Here is a 25,026-nt window from a genome sequence, read left to right as displayed (position 1 = left end):
CACTTATGCTTGTTCGATACGAACGAAATCCTATTATTACAAGAAAAGATATTCCTGCAGTCAACCGTCAACTATATGATGTATCTTCAGTTTTTAATCCCGGTGCGATTAAATTTAATGATAAGTATTTACTCATTCTTAGAGTTCAAACCAGGGGCAGAGAAACTTTTCTTATGAAAGCCCTTAGCGATGATGGAATTAATTTTGAAGTCGATCGTTCCATCATTAAGTTCGAGGGCATCGAGAAGGTTAAGGATAAAATCTACCACATCTACGATACTCGAATTACTAAAATTGGCACACATTATTATTTGATGTTTGCAATGGATATGGACGCTGGTTGCCGTCTCGGTTTGGCAAGAACTGAAGACTTCGATAATTATGAATTTTTAGGCATTGTTTCGCAAGACGATTCCAGGAATGGAGTCCTTTTCCCTGAAAAAATTAACGGAAAGTTTTTACGTTTTGAGCGCCCAAACAGTGTAAAACTGAAAGGTGGGCCAACAACGGGAAACACAATTTATTTATCTGAATCCGACGACCTGATTAATTGGAAATACGTAGAACCTGTTATGTCAGGTAGATTTCACTATTGGGACGAAAATATCGGATCGGGACCTCCACCAATTAAAACCAAAGAAGGCTGGATTCATGTTTATCACGGCGTAGCTACTCATTTTTCGAGTTCAAATATTTATCAAGCTGGTGTTTCTTTGCACGACCTGAATAATCCAGCAAAAGTTATTGCACGTGGCAGCTTGAATATACTTGAACCGAGAGAAATGTATGAAATGGTTGGTCAGGTCCAGAATGTTTGTTTCCCCTCAGGTGTGATAGTTGAAAAAGATAAAGACGGGTATGCTTTACCGGACAGCAAAGTATTAATCTATTACGGCGCGGCCGATACTGTTGTTGCACTTGCATTTACAACTATTGAGGAGCTTATTGATGCCGCTAAGATTTAATCTGAATATGTGTCTTATTCCTGTCGTAATTTTTAACTCATTCTTGTTTAGTCAATCACTTCCCCGCCCAATTATAGAATTTAATCCTCGACATTATATCGTCTATCGTACTGATGAAAAAATTACAGTTGACGGTTCGCTTGACGAAAAATGCTGGGCTTCAGCTCTCTGGACTGAAGATTTTATTGATATCGAAGGTACTATACGCCCTCATCCTAGATTCAAAACCCGTGTTAAGATGCTGTGGGACGATAAATATTTTTATATTGCCGCTGAACTGGAGGAACCTGATATTTGGGCGACATTAAAAAACCGCGACGACATTATATTTTATGATAACGACTTTGAAATCTTTATAGACCCTGATGGCGATAGCCATCGTTATCTGGAATTTGAAATGAATGCTTTAAATACAGTTTGGGATCTACTTCTTATCGAACCATACAGAGATGGTGAAAAAGTTGCACTGCACAATTACGATATTAAGGGACTCAAAACAGGAGTTAAAATATTTGGAACACTTAATAAACCGGGTGATATTGACAGTTGCTGGACAGTTGAAGTTGCATTTCCGTGGAGCGCTTTCAGTGAAATTACGGAATTAGAATTGCCTCCGCGCGATAAAGATCAATGGAGAATTAATTTTTCAAGAGTAGAATGGAAAACAACCATAAATGATAATAAGTATGAAAAGACAATTAATCCTGAAACAGGTAAATCTTATCCCGAAGACAACTGGGTCTGGAGTCCGCAGGGCGTAATTAATATGCATTATCCGGAAATGTGGGGTTTTATTCAATTCTCAACTAGCACCGCAAATACTAAAAATATCGAATTCTCATTTGATGAAATCGAGAAAATTAAATGGTTATTACGACAGATCTATTATGCACAGAGGGAATTTTATGAAAAAAACAAAAGGTATTGTGATGATCTCTCGCTTCTCCAGATAGCTGATATAAATCGTTATGGTGTGACTCTCGAAGCTACGACAAATTTATACGAAGTCTCAGTTAAACTTAACGCTAATTCTTTTCTGCGAATTACTCAGGATGGATTAATTAAAATTATTACAAAAAAATGATACGACGCCCGACCTATAATAACAGATGTTTTCACAGTGCTGCAGTGGATGAATTAATTGAAAACATGCGCAGTAAAATTGCTGATAAAGAGATTGCCGATTTGTTTGCCAACTGTTTTCCTAATACTCTGGATACCACAGTTAAATTTGAGATTAAAGACAATGTCCCGGATACTTTTATTATAACCGGCGATATAAATGCTATGTGGTTACGAGATTCTACTGCGCAGGTATGGCATTATTTACCTCTTGTTAAACAAGATTCGAGATTGGAACAATTAATTCTCGGACTTTTGAACAGGCAGTTAAAGTTTGTTCAAATAGATCCCTATGCAAATGCTTTTAATGATGCCGCAAAAGAAAGCGTTTGGAGCGGCGACCTGACAGAAATGAAATCCGAAGTATATGAGCGTAAATGGGAATTAGATTCACTCTGCTATGTTATTCGGCTTGCATACGGCTTTTATAAAACAACCAACAATAAAAAGTATTTTTCAAATGATTGGAAAAAATCATTCGAATTAATTGTTAGAACCTTCAAAGAGCAACAACGCAAACATGATAAAGGTCCTTATAAATTTGGAAGAATTACTTCCTGGAGTACAGATACCGTACCAGGAGACGGGTACGGAAATCCAATAAAACCAAACGGGATGATTGTCTCGATATTTAGACCCTCCGACGATGCCACTATATTTCCTTTTCTTGTCCCTTCGAATTTGTTTGCAATAAAATCGTTGCGACAGCTTGCTGAAATTTATAGAGAAATCTATGGAGATTCTGAAGCAGCAAGTGAAGCGACTGAATTAGCTGATGAAATTGAAGTAGCTGTTTATAAATTTGCCGTCAAGGAGCACCTCAACTACGGGAAAATATTTGCTTACGAAATTGACGGATTCGGCAATTGTTTGTTCATCGACGACGCCAATATACCAAGCTTACTTTCTTTGCCATACCTTGGTATCGTTTCTTATAATGACGAAATATATCTGAATACCCGAAAATTTATCTTCAGTGAAAATAATCCATACTACTTCGTAGGAAAGGCAGGCGATGGTGTAGGAAGTCCCCACACACTGCTTAATAGAATTTGGCATCTTTCCATTATAATGAGAGCACTTACAAGCAATAATGAAGATGAAATTATTCATTGCCTAAAATTGCTAAAGGCAACACACGCCGAAACATGGTTTATGCATGAGTCCTTCAACAAGGATAACCCTTATGACTATACCAGATCCTGGTTTGCCTGGGCTAATTCACTCTTTGGAGAATTAATATTAAAGATTAACAACGAATATCCTGAATTGTTAAAAAAGACTTATTGATATATGAGAAAGTATTTATTCGTACTGGTTTTAATTTCAGTAAATTTATTTGCTCAGGATCTATCCGATTATTTGGACGTAAGTCTTCCTTTCGAAGAGAGAGTGGATGACCTTTTGAAGCGATTGACACTGGATGAAAAAATTTCGTTGATGGTACATCAATCGAGTGCAGTCGAACGTCTCGGAATTCCTCAATATAATTGGTGGAACGAAGCATTGCACGGAGTGGCAAGGAACGGAAGAGCTACTGTTTTTCCAATGCCAATAGGCATGGCTGCAACATGGGATAGAGATCTTATTTATCGGATAGCTGATGTTATTTCCACCGAAGCTCGTGCAAAGTATAACATGGCATTAAAAAAGAATCAAAGAGGTATTTATCAGGGCTTATCTTTGTGGGCTCCAAATATTAATATTTTTCGAGACCCACGCTGGGGACGAGGTATGGAAACCTATGGCGAAGATCCATACCTTACGGGTGAACTGGCTGTAAGTTTTATTAGAGGATTACAAGGCCAGGACGAAAAATACCTTAAGACAATTGCTACACCGAAACATCTCGCCGTTCATAGCGGACCGGAGCCAGAAAGACATCATTTTAATGCACTTGTAGACGACTACGACTTAAATGAAACATATCTACCTCACTTTAAAAAAGCAATTACTGTTGGTAAAGCTTATTCTGTAATGTGTGCTTACAACCGCCTCAGAGGAAAAGCATGTTGTGGTAACGATACACTGCTGATTGATATTTTGAGGAAGAAATGGGGCTTTAAAGGGATCGTTGTTTCAGATTGCTGGGCAGTATATGATATCTTTAACTCGCATAAAATAGTTGATTCGCCTGAAAAAGCTGCGGCTTTGTCTGTAGTTGCAGGAACTGATCTGGAGTGTGGAAATACGTTCCTCTCCTTAAAGAAAGCTTACGAGGAAGGATTTATAACCGATAAGGAGATTGATTCAGCATTAAGTCGGGTACTCCTTGCTCGTTTTAAGTTGGGCATGTTCGATCCACCCGAATTAGTACCTTATTCCAAGATCGACGAATCTTACATTGAAAATAGTTACAGTAGAGAACTAGCTCTGGAGGCTGCTCGTAAGTCGATCGTGTTGCTCAAAAACGAGAATAACCTGCTACCTCTGGATTCAAATATTAAAAAAGTTGCTGTCATAGGTCCTAATGCCAATAATCTGGAGTCGTTGCTTGGCAATTATCACGGCTTCCCTTCAGAATTTGTGACTCCTCTACAAGCAATTAAGAGTGTTTTAAGAAATGGTAAAGTTTTCTATGAAAAAGGATGTGACTTTGCCCCTGGAGTCCCATCATTTGAAGTGATTGAATCATCTTTCCTATTTAGCGACAGCAACTTAACTACAGTAGGTCTAAATGGAGAATATTTTAATAACGCCGAACTGAGAGGGGATCCGACATTAATAAGAAACGATAAAATAATTGATTTTCGCTGGCTGGATACTTCTCCCGCTGATGATATTAATCCTGATAGTTTCAGTGTTAGATGGACAGGATACGTTATACCACCGATTACTGGCAACTATCAAATAGCTGGATATGGTTATAATGACTTTAAGATTTTTATAGAAGATTCTTTGATTGCGAGTTTCAGAGGAGAGTTTGACCCCGAAATTACTTATGGAAGTTATAATTTTAAAAAAGGAAGACCGTATAAAATTAGATTAGAATTCGTAAGAAGAGAAAGATACGGCTTTATACAATTGCTTTGGTCGATTCCATATGATGACCTTGAAGATAAAGCAATTAAGGCTGCTTTGAAATCAGATGTAGTTCTAATGTTTATGGGCCTGTCACCAAGGATGGAAGGAGAGGCATTAAAAATCGATGTGGACGGTTTCAAAGGTGGCGACCGACTAAAATTATCTTTGCCAAATAATCAGTTGAACTTAATTAAAAAAGTTCATTCTACTGGGAAACCGGTAATACTGGTTTTGCTTAACGGTGGTCCTATTTCGGTCGAGTGGGAAAGTAAAAATATTCCTGCAATATTAGAAGCCTGGTATCCCGGTCAAGCGGGAGGACAGGCTATAGCAGACATACTATGGGGAAAGTATAATCCTTCTGGTAAGCTACCGGTTACAATTTATAAGTCTGAAAATGACCTGCCTCCTTTTGAAGATTACTCAATGCTTGGTAGGACTTATCGTTATTTCAAAGGGGAAGTTCTTTATCCTTTCGGTTGGGGATTGACTTATTCTGAAATTGTTATTTCAAAAGTAGAATTATCAGCTGATTATATTTCTGAGAGGGACAGTATTAAGGTTGTAGCCTGGTTGAAAAACAACGGCAAATATGAAGGTGAAGAGACAGTACAATTATACACCAAAGCGAAAAACGATAATCGTGCTCTAAAGACATTAATTGGTTTTAAAAAAATTAGATTGGAGTCTGGTAAGAAAGGCAAAGTGGAATTTAATCTGAGTAAGGAAAATTTAGTCCGTTGGGTTGATGGTCTTGGTTTTCAAGTTATGCCGGGGAAATATGAATTAATAGCGGGTTTATCTTCGGGCGATAATAAGTATATCAAAGAAATTAAAGTTAATTTAAAATAATAAAAAACGTTAAAGTTTATTCATAAGTAAAATTAATTAGCCCAATTATTACCCTGTACATAAAAAAATATTGTGTTTATTATTTTTATTGCTTCTTATTTTTAATAAGTTTATTTTTATTACGAAAAAACAAAGAGACAATATAAGGCACAGTTGATAATTATTAAGAGGTAAATATGAAGATTAAAACTTATCTTAGCGGGAGATTTGTAATCTTATTATTACTTGCCTTCTCAGGTTTTGCTTACGCAGCGGGTGGTAGAGTAAAAGGCAAAGTTCAGGATGCACAAACCAACGAACCGCTCCCCTTTTGCAACGTCATTCTTTTAGGAACAAGTTTTGGCAGTGCTACCGACTTTGACGGAATCTATCAAATTAATGCTGTTCCACCCGGTAAATATATCCTCAAGGCTACTTTTATTGGATATAAACCGGAAGAAGTATCGATTGAAGTTAAAGAAGGAAAGACTACTGAATATAATTTCCATCTTTCAGCAGAGTCGGTCTATGGCGACACTATTGTTATAACTGCACAGGCAGAAGGGCAGGCAAAAGCGATCAACGAACAATTGACCTCCATAACTATTAAGAATGTAGTTTCTTTTGCAAAAATACGAGAACTACCCGATGCAAATGCAGCAGAGTCCGTAGCACGTTTACCTGGCGTATCTCTAATAAGAACGGGTGGCGAAGGTTCGCGTGTTGTTGTTCGAGGTCTTTCTCCTCAATATAATAGAGTAACTGTCGACGGTGTCGAGCTGCCTGCCAATGTTACTTCGAACGATCCAAACGAACATCGCTCGGAATTTAAAGCTGGTGATGAACTCTCCCTCAGCGGCGACCGGGCAACTGACCTGAGTATGATTTCATCAAATATGCTCGGGGGTATTGAGGTGGTCAAAGCAATTACTCCGGATATGGATGCTACTCTACTTGGTGGAGTCATTAATTTCTCTATGCGAAAAGCTATTAAAACTACGACAGGTAAACCTTCCTTCGAATTATTTACACAAGGCTCTCACAACAGCCTGAAGAATACTAACGACGACTATAAATTTGTCGCATCCTATGAGCAAAGATTTTGGAATAATAGTTTCGGTATTTTCGCACAGGGCTCTGCTGAAGATAGAAATCTCAGCGCAAACGAACTTTCTGCCGATTATAACTTTGCTGGAAAACTGAATATTACAGATGAAGGCGAACCAGAATTTCGCTCTATGACTCTAACCGATGTTCTCAGAGATCGTAAACGATACGGCGCCACAGTTGTACTCGATTATAAGTACAGCAATGGCAGCATCGGTTTTATGAATTTCTTTAGCAGAAGTAATACGAAAACTATCTCAAGAAAGGAATCATACCACTTATTGGACGACGACCTTTTTTATTCCGCTACTAATTCTGAAAATAATCTCGACATTCTAAGTAATCTTTTAAGCATATCTCACTCTTTAGCAGGATTTGGTATTGAACTTCGCCTTTCGCATTCTTATTCAAAAACCACTTACCCCAACGACGTAAGTTTTAACTTCTGGCAGAATGGGGCAGGCTTCGAAAATAAATTTACTCTCTTGAGATATCAACGTCCCCAGGTTATTGCTTCAAATATTATTTACGACCCCGAAGATGCTGTCTTTTTTGATATTTACAATATCGATAATATTTCTAAGGATAGAACATATAACGGTACACTCGATATAATTAGAGATATAACGATCAGTAAATTAGTCAATGCAAAAATTAAATTCGGTGGTGCCTATCAGTATCGAAAAAGATCGTATGACTATAACCAGAGCAGTGGCTCAGTATTTTATGATGATGGAGGACAGGTTGCCGCAGCAGTAATGAACGCCTTTCCTCAATTTGGTACAAGTATTACTTTCGCCGATTTTATCGACTCGTCTTACAGTTACGGAGAATTCCTGAGCGGAGATTACCAGCTGGGGCCACCTTTGAATGTTGACCTGATGATGCAGGTAATCGAAGTTGCAAAGAAAAATCCTGGTGCTGGAAACGGAGGCGGGTATAAACCTCATAAATTATCTTCGATACTTTATGATTATTCCGGACATGAAGTCAAAAGCGCTGCTTACTTTATGACTTCAATAAATTTCGGTCAGAAAATCTCGTTTATCCCTGGCGTGCGATATCAGAATTTAACTACAACTTATCGGGGTATTCGAGGCGAACAAATTCCAGGCGATATTCAATATACCGAAGCCGAAGAAACTCAATCGCACGGTTATTGGCTGCCCATGGTTCATTTAAGGTACAAACCGACGGATTGGCTACAATTTCATTTCGCTTATACAAACACTTTGAACTATCCTGATTATAATTCTATAATTCCCAGATACTATATCGGTACGAATTATATCCTTTATAACAACTATAGATTAAAACCTGCACGGTCTGAAAACTTCGATGCTATTATGTCGATCTATGCCAACGAAATAGGTTTATTCTCAATTGGAGGATTTAAGAAACAAATTAAAGATCTCGTATTCCCTACAAAAACCTATCCGCAAGATTTCAGTGCTTACCCCGAGTTGCAAGAAAAACTTAAGAATAGAACCGAGAGCTTTGCGCTTTACACATATATAAACAATCCGATCCCAATTGATCTGGTAGGCATTGAAGGAGAATGGCAGGCACACTTCTGGTATTTACCCGAACCGTTAACCGGTCTTGTGTTTAATATTAATTACACACATATTTTCTCCGAAGCCGATTATCCGAAAACTTACTTAATAACGATTCTCGATGAAAATTACATCCAGCACACTGTAAGTGTTGATACCTCCTATTCTGACCGTTTGCTCTATCAGCCGAATGACATCATTAATGTTGCTCTTGGTTATGATTACAAAGGCTTTTCCTTCAGAGTATCAATGCTTTATCAGGATAACATTTTCAAGCGGCCCGACTTCTGGTATCAAAACCGAGTTCACTCTGACAAATATGTTAGGTTCGATTTGTCATTTAAACAAGAATTGCCCTGGTACGGAATACAAATTTATCTGAATATAAACAATTTGACGGGTGAAGATGACATCGATATAAATCAAAAAACAAAGTACGTAACAAATCAGCAAAGATACGGTATGATGGCTGATTTAGGAATGCGTTTAAGATTTTAGAAATTATGCCCATTAAGTGGCTTAAATTAAAACACATAATAGGAGGAATGATATGAAAAAGCTGTACGCTTTCTTGATTGCCATCGGAGTCCTTTCTCTCTTGGCATTCCAGGTTGAAGTTGTGGCACAATCAACTACCGATACTGTTTATATTCCTGGTTCCCAGTCTCTGCAGATCAGTAACATAATCAATGCTGACACTGCAGTTTCTGAGTATCGTGTCTACGTGCTCGACAGAGGCGCTATCTATTATATCGAAAAAGCTTTCGAAATTAACAGGTCATGTAAGTTTATTGCGAAGGGGGATGTTACAAAAAGACCACCAGTACTGGCACCTGCAATCCGTGCCGACGGTACTTCTGAGGAGTGGTTTTTCAAGTTTATTAAGAAGGGGATAAAAGTAGAATTAAACGACTTATATCTTCTTTCGATGAGGTCAGATGGCAAGACTTTAGGATGGAGCCGTGCAATTCATATCGGCGCAGATAGCATCTGGCTTAAACTTCGTCGCGTTGTATTCGACGCCTTTACAGAAGCCGGCATACGTGTTGACGGTGCAAAATTCGTTAAACTCGATGTTCAGGATTGTCATTTCAGAAACTTTATTCATTCGACTTCCTATTTCGGTGGCCAACCTTTCTTGTCAGGCGGGCTTGATCATCCAGACAGCACAATCTTTATTAACAATACTTTCTTCGCTTGCAATTCATACATCTTTTCAATACGCGGATACGATCCGTATTCAGTATTCGAACATAATACTGTTGTTTATTCTGTAGTTAATCCGTTCTTAATAAGACAGGCTTCAAACTTATACATGAAGAATAATCTTTTCTATGCTGCGCATGCTTGGGGTGGCGATCCTGAACAAGTAATACAGGGTTGGTTCTTTAATTATCCAGATACTGTATCTTCAAGTATTTATAGAATAAGAAAAAAAGGTGTTTATAACGGTCACGAAATGACTGGACCGGAAGCATACGTCGATTCCGCAAGAGGTATTTACATTGACTTGTTCGATCCCAGCAAACGTGTTCATGTTGCTCAAAACAATGCTTACTTCAATCCGCAAAAATTAGTTAAATTCTATAATGACTGGAACGATACAGTTACAATTGCCGATAGCGTCGTTATGTTAGATGATTCAAAACAATATCTGGTAAGAAAACTTACAATGGCAAGATGGATTAACGATCTGAGCCAATGGTGTTTGGATTCTCTGACAAATCCAGCTTCGTGGGATTATTCACCGTATATTTCTGTTCAGAATAATTTAGAAGCTGACCCCGTTTTTACAGATCAGGGAGTTGTAAATCATATTGACAGTTTAGTTGCTTATGTTCGTAGAATTGCTTCGAGAAAACTTGACAATCCCTGGCATTATGAATTGAATTTCCCACCCAAGTGGCCATTGCCAGAAAATCTTGCTTATTCGAATTCAATACTACAACATGCTGGTACAGACGGCTTTGCAATCGGTGACCTAAACTGGTTCCCTGAACAAAAAAATCTATGGCTTACAGGAGTAGATGAAATTAGTCCAGAAATACCAAATGAATTTACACTTTCAGAAGCATATCCGAATCCATTTAATCCGACGACAAAGATCAATTTCAGTCTTACTAAATCTTCAAATGTAACATTAAATGTATATAATATTCTCGGACAAAAAATTAGGACACTCATCGACCAGAAGATGTCACCGGGAACATATTCGGCCACCTGGAATGGAAGAGATGATTTTGGCAGACAGGTAGCAAGCGGTGTCTATTTCATCGGTTTGGAATCCGAGTCGTTCCGTGCATTCAGAAAAATTGTTTTGATGAAGTAGCCTCCTCCAAATGCAACAATAAAGCCAGCCGCAAAGCATTGACGGCTGGCTGATTATTTTTACAAATCGAATATATCAATAATGTGGATATTGCTATGAAATCAAGAGCGCTACCAGTTTTTCTGGCATTCTTATGTATGGGATTTGGCGATGTTGTAGGTCCCCTTGTTGGTTTGGCTAAGGACAGTTTTAGCCTTTCTTATACAATGGCTCAATTAATACCGTTTACTGGTTTTATCATGTTTGGAATTTTATCGATTCCAGTAGGAATAATCCAGGATAGAAAGGGAAGAAAGTATGTACTCATACTCGGTCTTTCGGTTGCATTAATTGGATTATTGCTGCCTGTATTTAACGGTATGTACGGCATGCCAGTAAGCTTGTCTTCGGTAGGTAAGTTTGATTTCTTTGTTGTATTGGCGTCGATATTACTTCTATGTGCTGGGGCAACAATTTTACAGGTGGTTGGGAATCCGATAATGAGAGACGTTTCACCTGAAGGGGCTTATTCGAGAAACTTATCGCTCGCACAATCATTGAAAGCTGTTGGTTCTTCGATGGGATTTTTAATCCCTCCTTTTGTAGCTTATGCTTTTAATATGGAGTGGACAATTTTGTTCCCTCTTTTTGCTTCTTTGATTTTAGTTACATTGTTAATAACAGCAAGAACAGACATTCACGAAAAAGAACATAAAGAAGTACCAGCATCAATTAAATCGTGTTTTGAACTATTAAAAAATCCGTATGTCTTAATGATGGTGTTTGCGATATTTCTTTATGTAGGTGCTGAAGTGTCGATGAGCGCTGGCGTTCCGATTTTGTTAAAAGAAAAATTCGAAATAGCTGGATTTAGTTTATGGATCAGCTGGTCTTTGTTTTTTCTACCAATTATCGTAGGCAGATTTTTAGGTTCTCTTATACTCAAAAAAATTGAAGCGCACAAGTTTCTCAAATTTACTGTAACCATTTCGTTTATTGGTCTGATGTTAATGTTTACTGGTATTACTCAATTTACCTTTACGGGCATTGTCCTTGCTGGATTGGGTTTCTCGAATATATTCCCATTGGTTTTTTCGATAACGATTGAAAGAATGCCCGAGAGATCTAATGAGTTGTCGGGGCTAATGGTTACTGCAATCGCTGGAGGTGCGGTTGTATCGTTAATAATGGGAGTTGTAAACGATCTAAGTGGGGTGCTTACTGGATTTATTGTCCCGTTGTTATGCATAATTTACATCGGGATTGTATCCGTTTTCAACACAAGAATAAATTTTGTTGTGAAATAATAAGAAGAATAAATAAGAGAAAATCATGACTTTTGAAAAAGACAACAGAATTATAATGACACTGGACGGTGGCGGTACAAATTTTGTTTTCTCCGCTTTTCAGTCCGGGAAACAATTGGTCGATGAATACCGCCTTGATGCATGCGGCGACGATCTCGATAAATCAATGGGCAATATTGTTGATGGGTTTAATTATGTTTTAAAAAAACTTGATAAAAAACCTTCGGCAATCAGCATAGCTTTTCCTGGACCGGCAGATTATCCAAATGGCATTCTGGGAGACCTTGGAAATTTGCCAGCATATCGAGGCGGCGTTGCCTTAGGGCCATTCTTGGAGTCTAAATTCGGTTTGCCTGTTTTTATTAATAACGATGGAGATCTTTATGCTTATGGCGAAGGACTTGCCGGATTTCTACCGTACATAAATAAATTGCTCAGCGAGGCAGGTAATCCAAAAAGATATAATAACTTGATCGGAATTACTCTGGGTACTGGATTTGGGTGCGGCTTATTTATCAATGGTGAACTTTACAGGGGAGATAACTCGATGGCTGGGGAAATATGGCTTTTACGTAATCGAATTTCACCAGAAGAATTTGCAGAAGAACATGCAAGTATAAGAGGAGTAAAAAGACTCTATAGCGAAGCTGCAGGTATCAACTTTTCGGATACACCTTCACCAAAAGAAATTTATGAAATTGCCATCGGAAAACTTGAGGGAAATAAAAATGCTGCAGTCGAAGCTTATAAAAAAATGGCACAAGTAGTGGGCGATGCCATTGCAAATGTGGTTACTATTATGGATTGCCCGGTAGTAATTGGAGGAGGACTGGCAGGTGCTTTTCAACTTTTTATGCCTTTCTTGCTTGACGAAATGAGGAGTTATTATAAAAAAACTTCCGACGGAGCTCAAGTAAAACGGTTGATGGCACAAATATATAATCTTACTGATAATAACGAATTAACAAATTTTTTGCGCAATGAAACTAAAGAGATAAATGTTTACGGAACAAACAAAAAAGTTAAATATGACTCTTCGAAAAAGATTGGAATTGGTATTTCACAATTAGGAACAAGTAAAGCTATAGCGTTGGGCGCTTATGCTTTCGCAATAAATATGCTCGATAAACAGTGAAATAAAAACAGGAGAATCATGGAACCAAATTCTAAAGTTGAAAATTTTTTTCTAAAAAAATCCGGCAAGAAATTTATATATAAACCGACTGAAAAAATACCAATTATTCAGGTGGGAAATATTCCCGAGTTGGGTGAATTAACTGCATTCCGTTTTGTAGAGTGGCTCCAGGCAAATCCCGAAGGTGTTGTTTCTTTGCCAACCGGTAAAACGCCCGAGTATTTTATCTACTGGTTTACTCATATAATGAAGAATTGGGATAAACCGGAAATCAAACAAAAGTTAAAAAGATATGAACTGGATCCTAATAATAAACCCGACATGAAAAAAATTAAGTTCGTCCAGATTGACGAATTTTATCCAATTGATTCGACGCAGCAGAATAGCTTTTATTATTACATAAAAAAATTTTATATAAAATCATTCGGAATTGACCCTAATAATGCGCTTTTAATAAATGTTAATAAAATTGGTACTGCCGAAAATCTTCCTTTATCGGCCATTTTCCCCGATAACAAAGTTGACTTGAGTTTACGCACTAAATTGCCGGGCAGTCGCATTGAAAGATTACAAAAAGAAACGATTGAAATTGTAGACGAGTTTTGCACTCAGTACGAGAAAAAAATAAGAGAAATGGGAGGAATCGGATTTTTCCTGGGTGGTATAGGTCCCGATGGGCATATCGGATTTAACGTTCAGGGTAGCGACCACTATTCTACTACAAGACTAACAACCACTAATTATCAAACACAAGCTGCAGCCTCTGTCGATCTGGGGGGAATCGAAGTTGCTTCGAACAGACTCGTAATTACAATTGGCCTTAATACCATTACATATAATAAAAATGCTACGGCTATAATTATTGCCGCAGGAGAAGCTAAGGCAAAAATCGTAAAAGATTCGATTGAAAACAGCGCTTCAAATAAATATCCCGCTACGGTATTGCAAAAACTCAAGGACTCTCGTTTTTATCTTACTAATGGTGCAGCTTCCCTTTTATCTGAAAGAATTTATGATGATATCGAAAAAGAATCAAAATTATCTAGAAAATCGCTTGAAAAAGTTGTGATAAATCTTTCTGTTAATACCGGCAAAGAATTACTATTATTAAATAAAAGCGATTATGCAGGGGATAAACTTGCAAATCTTGTTCTAAATAAATCCGGAAAGTCTGTTAAAGAAATCAATGAGCTAATTTATAATGATATTGTAGAACGCTTTAATAAAGGCATGAATACTCCACTCAATCAAACAATTCTTCATACTGCACCGCATCACGACGATATAATGCTGGGCTACTTAGCCTTTATTAATCATCTTGTAAGAACTCATTTGAACAAACACCATTTTGCAATTTTTACCAGTGGTTTTACTGCGGTTACTAATTCTTATATGCTTCATTTGATGACTAAACTTAAAGAGTATTTAACCGCTGGTTTGTTCGACGAAAGATATAAAACCGGATACTTCGAACCCGACAATACTGAAGCCAAAGACAGCGATATAAGCCTTTATCTTGATGGGATTGCCGAAAATAATATTTCCAAAAGAATTGAGGCAACTTCCAGAAGAATGCTCAGAAATATTATAGAGATTTATGAAGAAACAAGTTTAAGATATATCATCGACAGAGTGGACGAGTTGATTAATTATTTTGGCACTCAATACCCCGGTAAAAAAGATATTCCTCACGTACAAAAATTAAAAGGGATGTTAAGAGAATGGGAAGAAGAATTAACCTGGGCTTATTACGGCTTCAGATCCAAGGATGTTTCGCATCTCAGGCTCGGTTTTTATCAGGGGAATATATTCACTGAAAATCCCGAATTGCAGAGAGATGTTATTCCCATACTCAATTTAATTAGACAGATCAAGCCGACTATTATAACTGTAGCTTTTGACCCCGAAGGAAGTGGACCAGATACTCATTACAAAGTATTGCAAGCTGTAAGTGAGGCTCTTAAACTGTACGAAAAAGAGGAAGATATTTCCAAACTCAAAATATGGGGCTATAGAAATGTTTGGTACCGATTTCATCCCGCAGAAGCCAACATTTATGTGCCAGTTAGTCTGAATTCTATGGCTATTCTCGACAATGTTTTTATGAACTGTTATGGTTCTCAAAAAGATGCAAGTTTCCCAAGCTGGGAATATGACGGTCCATTTTCTCAACTGGCAAGACAAATATATGTTGAACAATATCAGATTATAAGGAACTGCCTGGGGAAAAAATATTTTCTGAACAATCCAATACCAAGAGCGCGCGCTGCTCACGGCATGCTCTTCCTTAAAGAGATGAACGTAAAAGAGTTCTACCAGTATTCAATGGAATTAAGAAAATCGGTTGAATATATAAAGTAAGTTCACGGTTAAATTGTAACATTAGCTTTTATAATGCACTATCATTAGGAAATTTGTTAATTAATTCTTATCATAAAATGAAACTTTGGGGCATGCTTACAAAACCGAATTCCTCGAACGTCAGCCAAAAAATTCTTGTAGTCGAAATGAGGATCGACGAGTTGATTAAGAGAGAAATCAATGTGGTGTAGAAAGATATTGGAGTAAATTAAATATAAGGGGGTAATTATGAATTTCAATGATCATCCAGTATTTCAACTAAACACAAAGCACGTTAAAGTTGGAATAAGACCTGTAATCGACGGCAGACGAAAGGGCGTTAGGGAATCGTTAGAAAATCAAACTATGTTAATGGCTAAGCGAACTGCCGAACTGATAGAGAATAATCTACGCCATTCCGACGGTATGCCCGTTGAGTGTATTATTGCCGATACGTGCATTGGAGGAGCGGCAGAAGCTGCGTTGTGTATGGAAAAATTTAAGGCAAATAACGTAGGTGTTTCGATTTCTGTTACTCCCTGCTGGTGTTATGGTACTGAAGTAATGGATCTTACTCCAATTATTCCAAAAGCCATTTGGGGCTTCAATGGAACTGAAAGGCCAGGGGCTGTTTATCTTGCAGCTGCCCTTGCGGGTTATAATCAAATGGGTATCCCCACCTTCGGAATTTACGGAAAAGATGTTCAGGAAAGCGATGATTCGACGATACCGGATGATGTTAAAGAAAAATTACTCCTCTTTACAAAAGCAGCTCTGGCAGCTATGGAAATGCAGGGTAAGTCTTATCTCTCCGTGGGATCGGTTTCTATGGGTATTGCTGGTTCTATAGTCGATACGCATTTTATGTATAACTATCTCGGCATGAAAACCGAATTCGTCGATATGTCTGAGTTAATTCGCAGGATTAACTGGAACATATTTGATAATTACGAATTTCAAAAAGCCTTAAAATGGGTTGAGAGTAATTGCCTGGAAGGTGACGATCCAAATAATCCTCCAGTTCCAGAAGAAGTGCGCAAGAGTGAATGGGAAACTGTAATAAAAATGACTCTGATTTTCAGGGATCTTATGGTTGGCAATCCTAAACTTGCCGAACTGGGTTTTGAAGAGGAAGCACTTGGACACAATGCTATTGTAGCAGGATTCCAGGGTCAAAGGCAATGGACTGACTTTATGCCTAATGGAGATTTTCTCGAAGCGATATTAAACTCGTCTTTTGACTGGAATGGAATTCGCAAACCGTACATTGTAGCAACCGAGAATGATAGCCTTAATGGCATTAGTATGTTGTTTGGACATTTGCTAACAGATACGGCTCAAATTTTTTCGGACGTGCGTACATATTGGAGTCCAGAAGCTGTTAAAAGGGTGACGGGTAAAAAGCTGAATGGAATAGCTGAAGGCGGAATAATACATTTAATAAATTCGGGTTCGGCTGCGCTCGACGGCACGGGCAAACAGCGTCTTAATGGTAAACCAGCTATTAAACCTTTCTGGGAAATTACTCAACAGGAAGTTAAGGACTGCCTTGACGCCACAACGTGGTGTCCGGCAATAAGAGAGTATTTCAGGGGCGGAGGCTTTTCGTCTCACTTTTTGACAGAAGGTGGCATGCCCGTAACAATGTGCAGACTCAATTTAATAAAGGGTTTGGGTCCGACACTTCAAATTGCAGAAGGTTATACAGTTGAACTCGAGCCTGAAATAGATCTTATTCTGCAGAAAAGAACCAATCCTACATGGCCAACAACTTGGTTTGTGCCAAAATTATCGGGTAAAGGAGCTTTCAAAGACGTATATTCGGTTATGCTAAACTGGGGTGCTAATCATGCCGCTGTTTCATACGGTCATATTGGCGATAAATTGATTACACTTGCATCAATATTAAGGATTCCTGTTTATATGCATAATGTTGAAGATGATCGAATTTATCGACCTTCTGTGTGGAATACATTTGGTACATCGGATAAAGAAAGCGCCGATTTTGCCGCCTGTAAAAATTTCGGCCCATTATATAGATAACTTTTATGAACGGTAAATTTGATAAATCAACCAGTCCTTCTCTTGTGCAGCGTAACCATTTAATTCCTTTTATTCTTATAACCAGCTGCTTTGCGTGGTGGGGGCTTGCTAACAATATGACAGACACTTTGCTGGCAGCATTTAAGAGAATAATGAGCTTATCTGACTTCCAGACCTCGTGGATTCAGATTGCATTCTACGGTTCGTATTTTTGTCTGGCATTGCCTGCTGCACTTTTCATAAAAAAATTTACTTATAAGGCTGGTGTATTACTTGGATTGGGATTGTTCATAGCCGGAGCTTTACTCTTTTATCCTGCAAGTAAAACGATGAACTATTATCACTTCCTGCTCGCACTCTATATATTAGCCGGAGGCCTCTCAATTCTGGAGACTTCTGCCAATCCCTATGTAATTGTTATGGGTGAACCATCAACTGCTACACGAAGATTGAATCTTGCACAATCGTTTAATCCCGTAGGTTCTATTGCCGGAGTCATTATTAGTCAGCTTTTTATTTTATCACAGTTAAACCACGCATCGAGTGCAGAACGGTTATCAATGGCTCCTGAACAACTAAAAAGAATTCAGTCGGCTGAATTGTCCGCCGTTATGGGACCATATGTAGGTGTTGCGATAATACTTTTATTATTGTGGATAGTTATTGCACTTACAAAAATGCCTCTCACAAAAGATGAAGTCGAATATGGAAATGTTAAACAATCCGTAAAAAGATTATTAAGAAATAAAAATTATCTATTAGGAGTTACAGCACAATTTTTCTACGTGGGAGCTCAGATAGGTGTATGGTCTTTTACAATTCGTTACGTGATGAGGCAGCTGGAACTGAATGAAAAAAATGCAGCCACTTTCTATCTTATATCATTAATTTTATTTGCATTATTTCGATTCATTTGTACGGGTTTGATGAAATATGTTTCACCTGCAAAATTACTCGTATACTTATCCGGTATAGCAGCGGTTCTTACGTTTACAGCTATAGTTTCCAGAGGGTATATGGGTGTTATCGCCCTTGTGTCGATTTCTGCGTGTATGTCTTTGATGTTCCCGACGATATTCGGATTGGCTGTAGAAGGCTTGAAGAATGATACTCAAATTGCAAGTTCTGGACTTATAATGGCAATTCTGGGAGGTGCAGTTTTAACTGCTTTGCAGGGTCTAATGTCCGATCTGACGTCCAATATCAACTTCTCTTATATCATCCCTTTTATTTGTTTTTTAATAATACTTTATTACGGTTTATACGTCGTCAAGCAGAAGAAGAAAATATCTATTCCACGGTAATTTCGTCTACAAACAACCAGGCTTTGCTTCCTTTCCCTATGTGCCATTCGGGACAAACTCCGATGTTTTTTGCCTCGATTTTTATATACCTGCATTTAATACCATTAGTATTAATGCTTATATTCTGAACCTCGGATTTTTCTTTTTCTTCACTCTCCTCGGGAAATTTCTTCCCTATCAGTGTGAAATTATCAACGTTTTCAGAAACGTAGAAATTAATTACTTTCGGCAAAAAAATATATGCATTTATATCTTTGAGAAACCCGATCGATATTTTATTTATATCTCGATTCTTTTCTAAATCGATTATAACTTCAAGGTCTTTACCATGATAACCCTGCCAATTGCCATCTTTAAAGTAGCTACTGCCGTGGACTCCATTTACAAGCGCATATTTACCTCCTCCAGAATACTCAGAAGAATATTCTGTAAGGGATACAATTTCGTATTTCCCTTTATAATACTTAGTTTGAACAGGTAAACTTTTTTTACCGTTTCGAGAGATTGCCATTGCTGTAATTGTAGTTGTAGAGTCGATAATAATTCTTCCATTGTAACAGGATGAAGAACTATCGGGCTGTGAACCGTCGAGCGTATAATATATTTTTGAGTCAGGGATGTCGCAATTTATTCTAACCTCTATCGAATCTTTGAAAGTTGTACCGGCAGTTGAAAAGGAGATTGACGGCGGACTAATATATAAACCAAAAGTAGATAATGTGGGATTTGTTCTACTCCGTTCAATAATGATTCTTACTTTCGAAGTAGTAACGGGACTGAATTTAAATAGTCTTTTATATCCGACTGTAGTACCTTCTGCAAACTTTTTCCAATGATTTTCATCCCAGTATTCAAGTGAAAATTTTTCAATTCTCTGGCCTTCCAGAATATTTTCCTGTAGCATGGCACAATTAAAGGTTCTTACCGTATCGAGAGAAATAACAATAACGGCGGTAGAGTCCGAACCGTTTGTTGTCCAGAAGGTTTCATTGTTGTTATCCAGAATTAAATTTGCTTCGTTACCTTTTTTTTCGGAGGAGATATAAATAATCTTACCGGTTGCAAGATTTTTTCCGAACGTATTTTCTATCAGGTATTTAAAACCATTAAGACTCATGATATCTTCTTCGGCAAAAAGACCTTCTTTATTGGGCGGAACATTTAAGAGTAACACACCGTTAAGTCCAACAGAATTAAAATAGATGTCAAAAAGCTTTTCGGGCGATTTAACGAAATTATCGTCTTCTTTATGATAGAACCATCGGGGGCGGATAGAAACATCAATTTCGGCGGGGTACCAGATAAGTGATCGGGCTTTGAAAATTTTTTCTCTTCTACCCAGGTCTTCTTCTGTAAGGTCACGTGGAATAAATGCATTATCCAATATTTTCTGCTGGGACGATGCAGCAATCGAATCCTGATTCAAAATATTGCCGGGTAGAACGCTCCATTCAGTTTTTCTTCCATAACCTGATTCGGTGCCTACCCATCTTACATCCGGACCCATATTTGCAATTATGCACTCGGGCTGAAGCTGTCTAATCAACTCATAATATGTATGCCATTCGTAAATCTGTTTCTTTCCATTTGGTCCTTCTCCGCATGCGCCGTCGAACCATACTTCGGAAATCTGCCCATAGTTCGTTAATAATTCTCTTAATTGATTTCTAAAATATTCATTATAATCATCGGTACCGTAGGTTTCTTCGTGTATGTCCCATGGAGAAAGATATATTCCGAATTTGATGCCTTCTTTGCGGCAGGATTCCGATAGCTCTTTTACAATATCTCCTTTCCCGTTTTTATAAGGCGTATTCTCGATATCGTAATTGGTATATTTACTTGGCCACAGACAAAATCCGTCGTGATGTTTGGCAGTAAGTATGATAAGTTTAAAACCAGCATCCTTTAAAGTTTTTACCCAATGATCGGTATTAATAGATACCGGGTTGAATATTGATAAATCAAAATCTTTTCGTCCCCACTCAAGATTCATAAATGTATTCATACCAAAATGGATGAAAGCTGTAAGTTCCAGTTTTTGCCACTCGTATTGACGTTTTGTTGGAACTACATTAGCAGCTTTATAAATAATTTCTGCGGGCGTATCGTCTTGATTAATAAATACGATATTGCTTTTGTACTGTGAAAAAATAACCAGAGGAAGAGTAAAGATTAATAATAATATCCTTCTCATATCATGTCCTTAATTTCATGGTAAATGTATATTGATCCTTTCCCACACTTCGAAGTTCTTCTGGAATTATGATTGTAATTTTTTGTTCCAAGCGTTTGTAATCAAGTATTCTGTCGTGTTCCAGAGTCGTGACGGTCGGTTCTGCTTTTATCTCTGGAATAACTAAGTTGATTTTTTTCGGTAAGGTAGTTTCTCCTTCTTTAATTCTGTAAAATACATAAAAGGTATTGCCACGACGTGTAAAAGAAATTTGATTCTGGTTATAAGGAAAGAGAGGTGCCGAATCATAAATTGCCTCGCCATGTATATTCATCCATTTCCCAATTTCGCTCAACCGCTGATAGGCTTCCGGTTCCCAGTCTCCCTCAGGAGTAGGTGCAATATTCAATAGTAAATTACCTCCTTTTGAAACTATATCGATTAATAGATGAATTAATTCTCTCGTAGATTTATACTTTAGCCCTGGTTGATAAGACCAGGAAGGTGTCATCGGCATACATGTTTCCCACGGATAAGGTAGGGTGTTTTCGGGAATCTGGTTTTCGGGTGTAAGGTAATTTTGATAAGGACCCGGCACTGCCCGATCGACAATTATTAATCCAGGTTGCTTTTTCCTTGCCTTCCTTGCAAGAAGTGGAATGTTAATGTCCTGGTTCTGAATGCGATAAATATTGAAATTTGCCTTTTTACGTTCTGACTCCAATTCTTCTTCCGTATAGTTTCGCACCCAGCAGCCGTCGAGCCAGAGGATGTCAATTTTTCCATAATCAGTCATCAGTTCCATAATTTGATTATGAGTAAATTCTACGAATTGATTCCATCTTTCCGGATATTTTTTTATGTCATAATTAACATTTCTGTCGGGAGTGGCAAAACGTCTCCACCAGTAATAGTCGGAGTGCCAGTCAGGTTTTGAAAAATATACGCCAATCATAAAATTATATTTTCTGAAAGAATCAAAAAGTGCTTTTGTAATATCTCCTTTTGGATTCTCTCTGAAAGGACAACGGCTTCCAGTAATTTTATAATCGGTATAATGGCTGTCGTACATGCAGAAGCCATCGTGATGTTTTGTTGTAAAGATAAAATATTTCATACCGGCAGAATGTGCTGCATCAGCCCATTTATCAGGATTGAATTTAAGTGGGTTGAAAGTAGTAATAAGGTTTTCGTACTGTTTTTTGTATTCACAGTAATCTTCGATATTACGTTTACACCAGTCTTCGTCTTCTGAACACAATGACCACGATTCAACTATCCCCCATTGGCTTGAAGGAGCCCAGTGCATTAACAGGCCAAATTTCAAACTCTGCCATTCTTTCAATTTTTTGAGAACTCGTTTATCTGTTTCCGGGTAATAAACTTTCAGTGCTTCGTCAATATTTACGGCACCGGCGTGCAACGATTTCTTTTTCTTTTCTGACATAAAATTCCTCTTTAGATTTATTCAACTACGATTTCATCTATAAAGAGCCAGGCTTTATGACCCGCTCCTGGATGCCATTCGGGGCATACTTTTATACTTTCAGCGAATACTTTTATAAAACGGGCTCTGGCTGCACTATAATCCACCTGAAATTCTTTTACGATTATTTCAGAATTTTGTTGTGGGGTAGTGTTTGTTATTACTTTTTCGTCTGTAAATTCAGTTCCGTCGTCTGAGATTGAAATAATAACTTTTTGTGGAAGGAATACCCACGAGTTTGAATTTAATATGAAACGAGGTACAACTTTCGAAATTTCCTTTATAGAACCTAAGTCAATAATTGCCTCGAAATCAACACCGTGGTACCCCTGCCACATACCATCGTGAAAATCGTTTGTCCCTCTTATTCCATCGACTAAAGAATTGTCGCCATTAGCCCTGTAATGCAGGCTGTAACTGTTAATTAATCTTATATCTTTTCCAACGGCCTTATGAAAAATGAAATCGAAGTTAATCTTTTTATCCAAAAAAACTGTATCTCTGAAAGCTGCGGCCACAAGCTTTGTCGTGTTGCCAATTAATATTGGTTCTTTATAAATATTTGCCCTGTACGTAGGCATTATTCCGTTCGTTGTATAACGGAGATCGATGCCTTCTTGATGGATGTCGAAGGTGACTCTATACTGGTTATTATCGCTGTCGTGGTCAATTTTATATGTAATCAGTTTTGACTCCCTTCCGTATTTAATGCCCAGTGCAGCAAGGTCATCGTATTTGAATTTAAGACGTTTGTAGAATTCGTCATAATTTTTCTGGCTGTTTGTCCAGAATACTTCTGAAAGGGCAAGAATACGGGGAAAAAGTTGAGTGTCTACTTTTTCCTGAGGGCAATGTTCTGTCCATAAATTGACTTCGCTTCCTATCACGTAAGCTGCTTCTTCTGCGTTAAGTTCTTCGGGGACTGGTTCAAATGAATATGCTATTTTGAGATCAAGATTATCCGGGTCATAGTTTAGATATGTATGCGAAGTAGGAGAACAAATAGTTGCATGTTTTTGATGCGCCGCTGCTATTGCACCGTCGTGTCCCTGCCAGGATTGAACTATTACTCCGGGGGCAAGTCCTCCTTCAAGTATTTCATCCCAGCCAATTGCCACCTTGCCTTTCGATTCTAAATATTTGACAATCCGTTTTACGAAATAACTTTGCAATTCTTTCTCATCTTTTAAACCTTCCGATTTGATTCTCGCCTGACAGCGGGGGCAGTTTTTCCATCTGTCTTTCGGAACTTCATCGCCGCCGATATGAATATACTTCCCGGGGAATAGTTGAATTACTTCATCCAGTATATTCTCCAGGAAGATAAAAGTAGAATCTCTGCCGGCACAATAAACATCTTTCATAACGCCCCACATATTTGTAACCTGGAAGGGTCCACCTGTACAGGAATTTTCAGGATAAGCTGCCAGTGAAGCGAGGCAATGACCTGGCATTTCAATTTCTGGAACCACATTTATATATCTGCTTTGTGCATAGTCTACAATTTCTTTTATATCCTCCTGAGTATAGTATCCCCCGTAAATTGAATCGTCGGCTTCTTTTCGCCATGCCCCAATTTCGGTTAATTTGGGATATTTCTTGATTTCGATTCTCCACCCCTGGTCGTCGGTAAAATGCCAGTGAAGAGTATTGAACTTGAAATACGCGAGAATGTCGATGTACCTTTTGATGAAATTTTTACTCATAAAATGGCGGCTACAGTCGAGATTCAAACCCCGCCACTGAAATCGTGGTTTGTCTTCGATTTTGCAAGCGGCTAATTTGAATGGCTGACCGTTCCGTTTCATTTTTACTTCGGGGGGGATAAGCTGGAATATTGTTTGAATCCCTCTAAAAATTCCTTCGTCTGTATTAGCATAAATATGAATTGTTGATTCGTTAATCTCGATGTTATACGCTTCCTCGTCGCTTTCAGATGGTAATTTACCCAATTCAAAGGTTATTGTTTTGTTTTTAGTTGTATTGTTGAGTAGACTAATACCTGTCAGTTCAAATATTCTATTTGTAAAATAAGCTGTTAATTTATTATTAGTTGATATGACGCTTATTTTATTGTCAAAGGTAAACATCCCTTTCAATGGAATAACTTTCTCCGGTTTAGGAATCAGCGATTGTAATGCGCTGTTTTGTCCATAATATTTAGGAGTTATAGATAACAGTAACCCAATCATAATTACGGCAGAAAGCTTCATAACTGCCTCCATTGTATTTTTTTATAAAAAATATACCTTTGACAATAATATGCAAAAAATCAAAAAAATACTAAAATTATTTTGGCAATTTATAAAAAAATAGTTAAAA

Annotated in this window: 14 protein-coding genes; 11 read left to right on the top strand and 3 right to left on the bottom strand. The window is 37.8% G+C overall.

The genetic code is table 11. From position 1 onward, the window contains the following. The first annotated feature begins 5 nt into the window (after positions 1 to 5). The 11 genes from ACUN8G_RS07105 (at position 6) to fucP (ending at position 19,042) form a co-directional block, all read left to right on the top strand. A complete protein-coding gene (locus tag ACUN8G_RS07105) occupies positions 6 to 965 on the top strand; it encodes a glycoside hydrolase family 130 protein (RefSeq protein ID WP_437347729.1) in 960 nt (319 codons plus the stop codon). Then, complete coding sequence (locus tag ACUN8G_RS07100; protein WP_437347730.1) at positions 949 to 2,049, top strand: carbohydrate-binding family 9-like protein; 1,101 nt, start codon at positions 949 to 951, stop codon at positions 2,047 to 2,049. The genes ACUN8G_RS07105 and ACUN8G_RS07100 overlap by 17 nt, the downstream gene beginning before the upstream one ends. Before the next feature lie 44 nt (positions 2,050 to 2,093). Beyond that, positions 2,094 to 3,377 (top strand): glycoside hydrolase family 125 protein, encoded by a 1,284-nt coding sequence (locus ACUN8G_RS07095; RefSeq protein ID WP_445480920.1) that lies wholly within the window; start codon positions 2,094 to 2,096, stop codon positions 3,375 to 3,377. A 3-nt stretch (positions 3,378 to 3,380) separates the two neighbouring features. Next, on the top strand, positions 3,381 to 5,963 hold the full coding sequence (locus tag ACUN8G_RS07090) for a glycoside hydrolase family 3 protein (RefSeq protein ID WP_437347732.1): 2,583 nt from the start codon (positions 3,381 to 3,383) through the stop codon (positions 5,961 to 5,963). 176 nt (positions 5,964 to 6,139) lie between these two features. Then, positions 6,140 to 9,103 (top strand): TonB-dependent receptor, encoded by a 2,964-nt coding sequence (locus tag ACUN8G_RS07085; protein WP_437347733.1) that lies wholly within the window; start codon positions 6,140 to 6,142, stop codon positions 9,101 to 9,103. A gap of 52 nt (positions 9,104 to 9,155) precedes the next feature. After that, complete coding sequence (locus tag ACUN8G_RS07080) at positions 9,156 to 10,934, top strand: T9SS type A sorting domain-containing protein (RefSeq protein WP_437347734.1); 1,779 nt, start codon at positions 9,156 to 9,158, stop codon at positions 10,932 to 10,934. 95 nt (positions 10,935 to 11,029) lie between these two features. Then, positions 11,030 to 12,220 (top strand): MFS transporter, encoded by a 1,191-nt coding sequence (locus ACUN8G_RS07075; RefSeq protein WP_437347735.1) that lies wholly within the window; start codon positions 11,030 to 11,032, stop codon positions 12,218 to 12,220. Between the two features lie 25 nt (positions 12,221 to 12,245). Next, the gene (locus ACUN8G_RS07070) at positions 12,246 to 13,355 is read left to right on the top strand and encodes an ROK family protein (protein ID WP_437347736.1); all 1,110 of its coding nucleotides are present in this window, start codon (positions 12,246 to 12,248) and stop codon (positions 13,353 to 13,355) included. Between the two features lie 18 nt (positions 13,356 to 13,373). After that, a complete protein-coding gene (locus tag ACUN8G_RS07065) occupies positions 13,374 to 15,716 on the top strand; it encodes a glucosamine-6-phosphate deaminase (protein ID WP_437347737.1) in 2,343 nt (780 codons plus the stop codon). Between the two features lie 228 nt (positions 15,717 to 15,944). Beyond that, positions 15,945 to 17,738, top strand: coding sequence for an L-fucose isomerase (locus tag ACUN8G_RS07060; protein ID WP_437347738.1), 1,794 nt, complete (start codon positions 15,945 to 15,947; stop codon positions 17,736 to 17,738). Between the two features lie 5 nt (positions 17,739 to 17,743). Beyond that, positions 17,744 to 19,042, top strand: a complete 1,299-nt coding sequence (gene fucP / locus ACUN8G_RS07055; protein WP_437347739.1) for an L-fucose:H+ symporter permease — start codon at positions 17,744 to 17,746, stop codon at positions 19,040 to 19,042. On the opposite strand, the gene ACUN8G_RS07050 is transcribed toward fucP, so the two are convergent. From ACUN8G_RS07050 to ACUN8G_RS07040, 3 genes are read right to left on the bottom strand one after another with little or no spacing between them, the layout of a single operon-like run. Next, positions 19,029 to 21,239: an alpha-L-fucosidase gene (locus ACUN8G_RS07050; RefSeq protein WP_437347740.1), complete on the bottom strand. Its 2,211-nt coding sequence runs from the start codon at positions 21,237 to 21,239 to the stop codon at positions 19,029 to 19,031. The two genes, fucP and ACUN8G_RS07050, sit on opposite strands and share 14 nt — an antisense overlap. Position 21,240: 1 nt before the next feature. Then, positions 21,241 to 22,665 (bottom strand): alpha-L-fucosidase, encoded by a 1,425-nt coding sequence (locus ACUN8G_RS07045; RefSeq protein WP_437347741.1) that lies wholly within the window; start codon positions 22,663 to 22,665, stop codon positions 21,241 to 21,243. A 17-nt stretch (positions 22,666 to 22,682) separates the two neighbouring features. After that, complete coding sequence (locus ACUN8G_RS07040; protein WP_437347742.1) at positions 22,683 to 24,917, bottom strand: glycoside hydrolase family 20 protein; 2,235 nt, start codon at positions 24,915 to 24,917, stop codon at positions 22,683 to 22,685. Positions 24,918 to 25,026: the final 109 nt, after the last annotated feature.

The organism is Melioribacter sulfuriphilus, assembly GCF_052656625.1.
The sequence above is the reverse complement of the archived record's forward strand: the minus strand, read 5'-3'. Positions and strand labels throughout refer to the sequence as shown.

Bases quoted from the DNA above. Each gene is read 5' to 3' on its own strand.
- ACUN8G_RS07085 (WP_437347733.1), top strand. From the start codon at position 6,140: ATGAAGATTAAAACTTATCTTAGCGGGAGATTTGTAATCTTATTATTA.
- ACUN8G_RS07045 (WP_437347741.1), bottom strand. From the start codon at position 22,665: ATGTCAGAAAAGAAAAAGAAATCGTTGCACGCCGGTGCCGTAAATATT.
- fucP (WP_437347739.1), top strand. From the start codon at position 17,744: ATGAACGGTAAATTTGATAAATCAACCAGTCCTTCTCTTGTGCAGCGT.
- ACUN8G_RS07080 (WP_437347734.1), top strand. From the start codon at position 9,156: ATGAAAAAGCTGTACGCTTTCTTGATTGCCATCGGAGTCCTTTCTCTC.
- ACUN8G_RS07065 (WP_437347737.1), top strand. From the start codon at position 13,374: ATGGAACCAAATTCTAAAGTTGAAAATTTTTTTCTAAAAAAATCCGGC.
- ACUN8G_RS07050 (WP_437347740.1), bottom strand. From the start codon at position 21,239: ATGAGAAGGATATTATTATTAATCTTTACTCTTCCTCTGGTTATTTTT.
- ACUN8G_RS07070 (WP_437347736.1), top strand. From the start codon at position 12,246: ATGACTTTTGAAAAAGACAACAGAATTATAATGACACTGGACGGTGGC.
- ACUN8G_RS07060 (WP_437347738.1), top strand. From the start codon at position 15,945: ATGAATTTCAATGATCATCCAGTATTTCAACTAAACACAAAGCACGTT.
- ACUN8G_RS07105 (WP_437347729.1), top strand. From the start codon at position 6: ATGCTTGTTCGATACGAACGAAATCCTATTATTACAAGAAAAGATATT.
- ACUN8G_RS07040 (WP_437347742.1), bottom strand. From the start codon at position 24,917: ATGAAGCTTTCTGCCGTAATTATGATTGGGTTACTGTTATCTATAACT.
- ACUN8G_RS07075 (WP_437347735.1), top strand. From the start codon at position 11,030: ATGAAATCAAGAGCGCTACCAGTTTTTCTGGCATTCTTATGTATGGGA.
- ACUN8G_RS07100 (WP_437347730.1), top strand. From the start codon at position 949: ATGCCGCTAAGATTTAATCTGAATATGTGTCTTATTCCTGTCGTAATT.
- ACUN8G_RS07090 (WP_437347732.1), top strand. From the start codon at position 3,381: ATGAGAAAGTATTTATTCGTACTGGTTTTAATTTCAGTAAATTTATTT.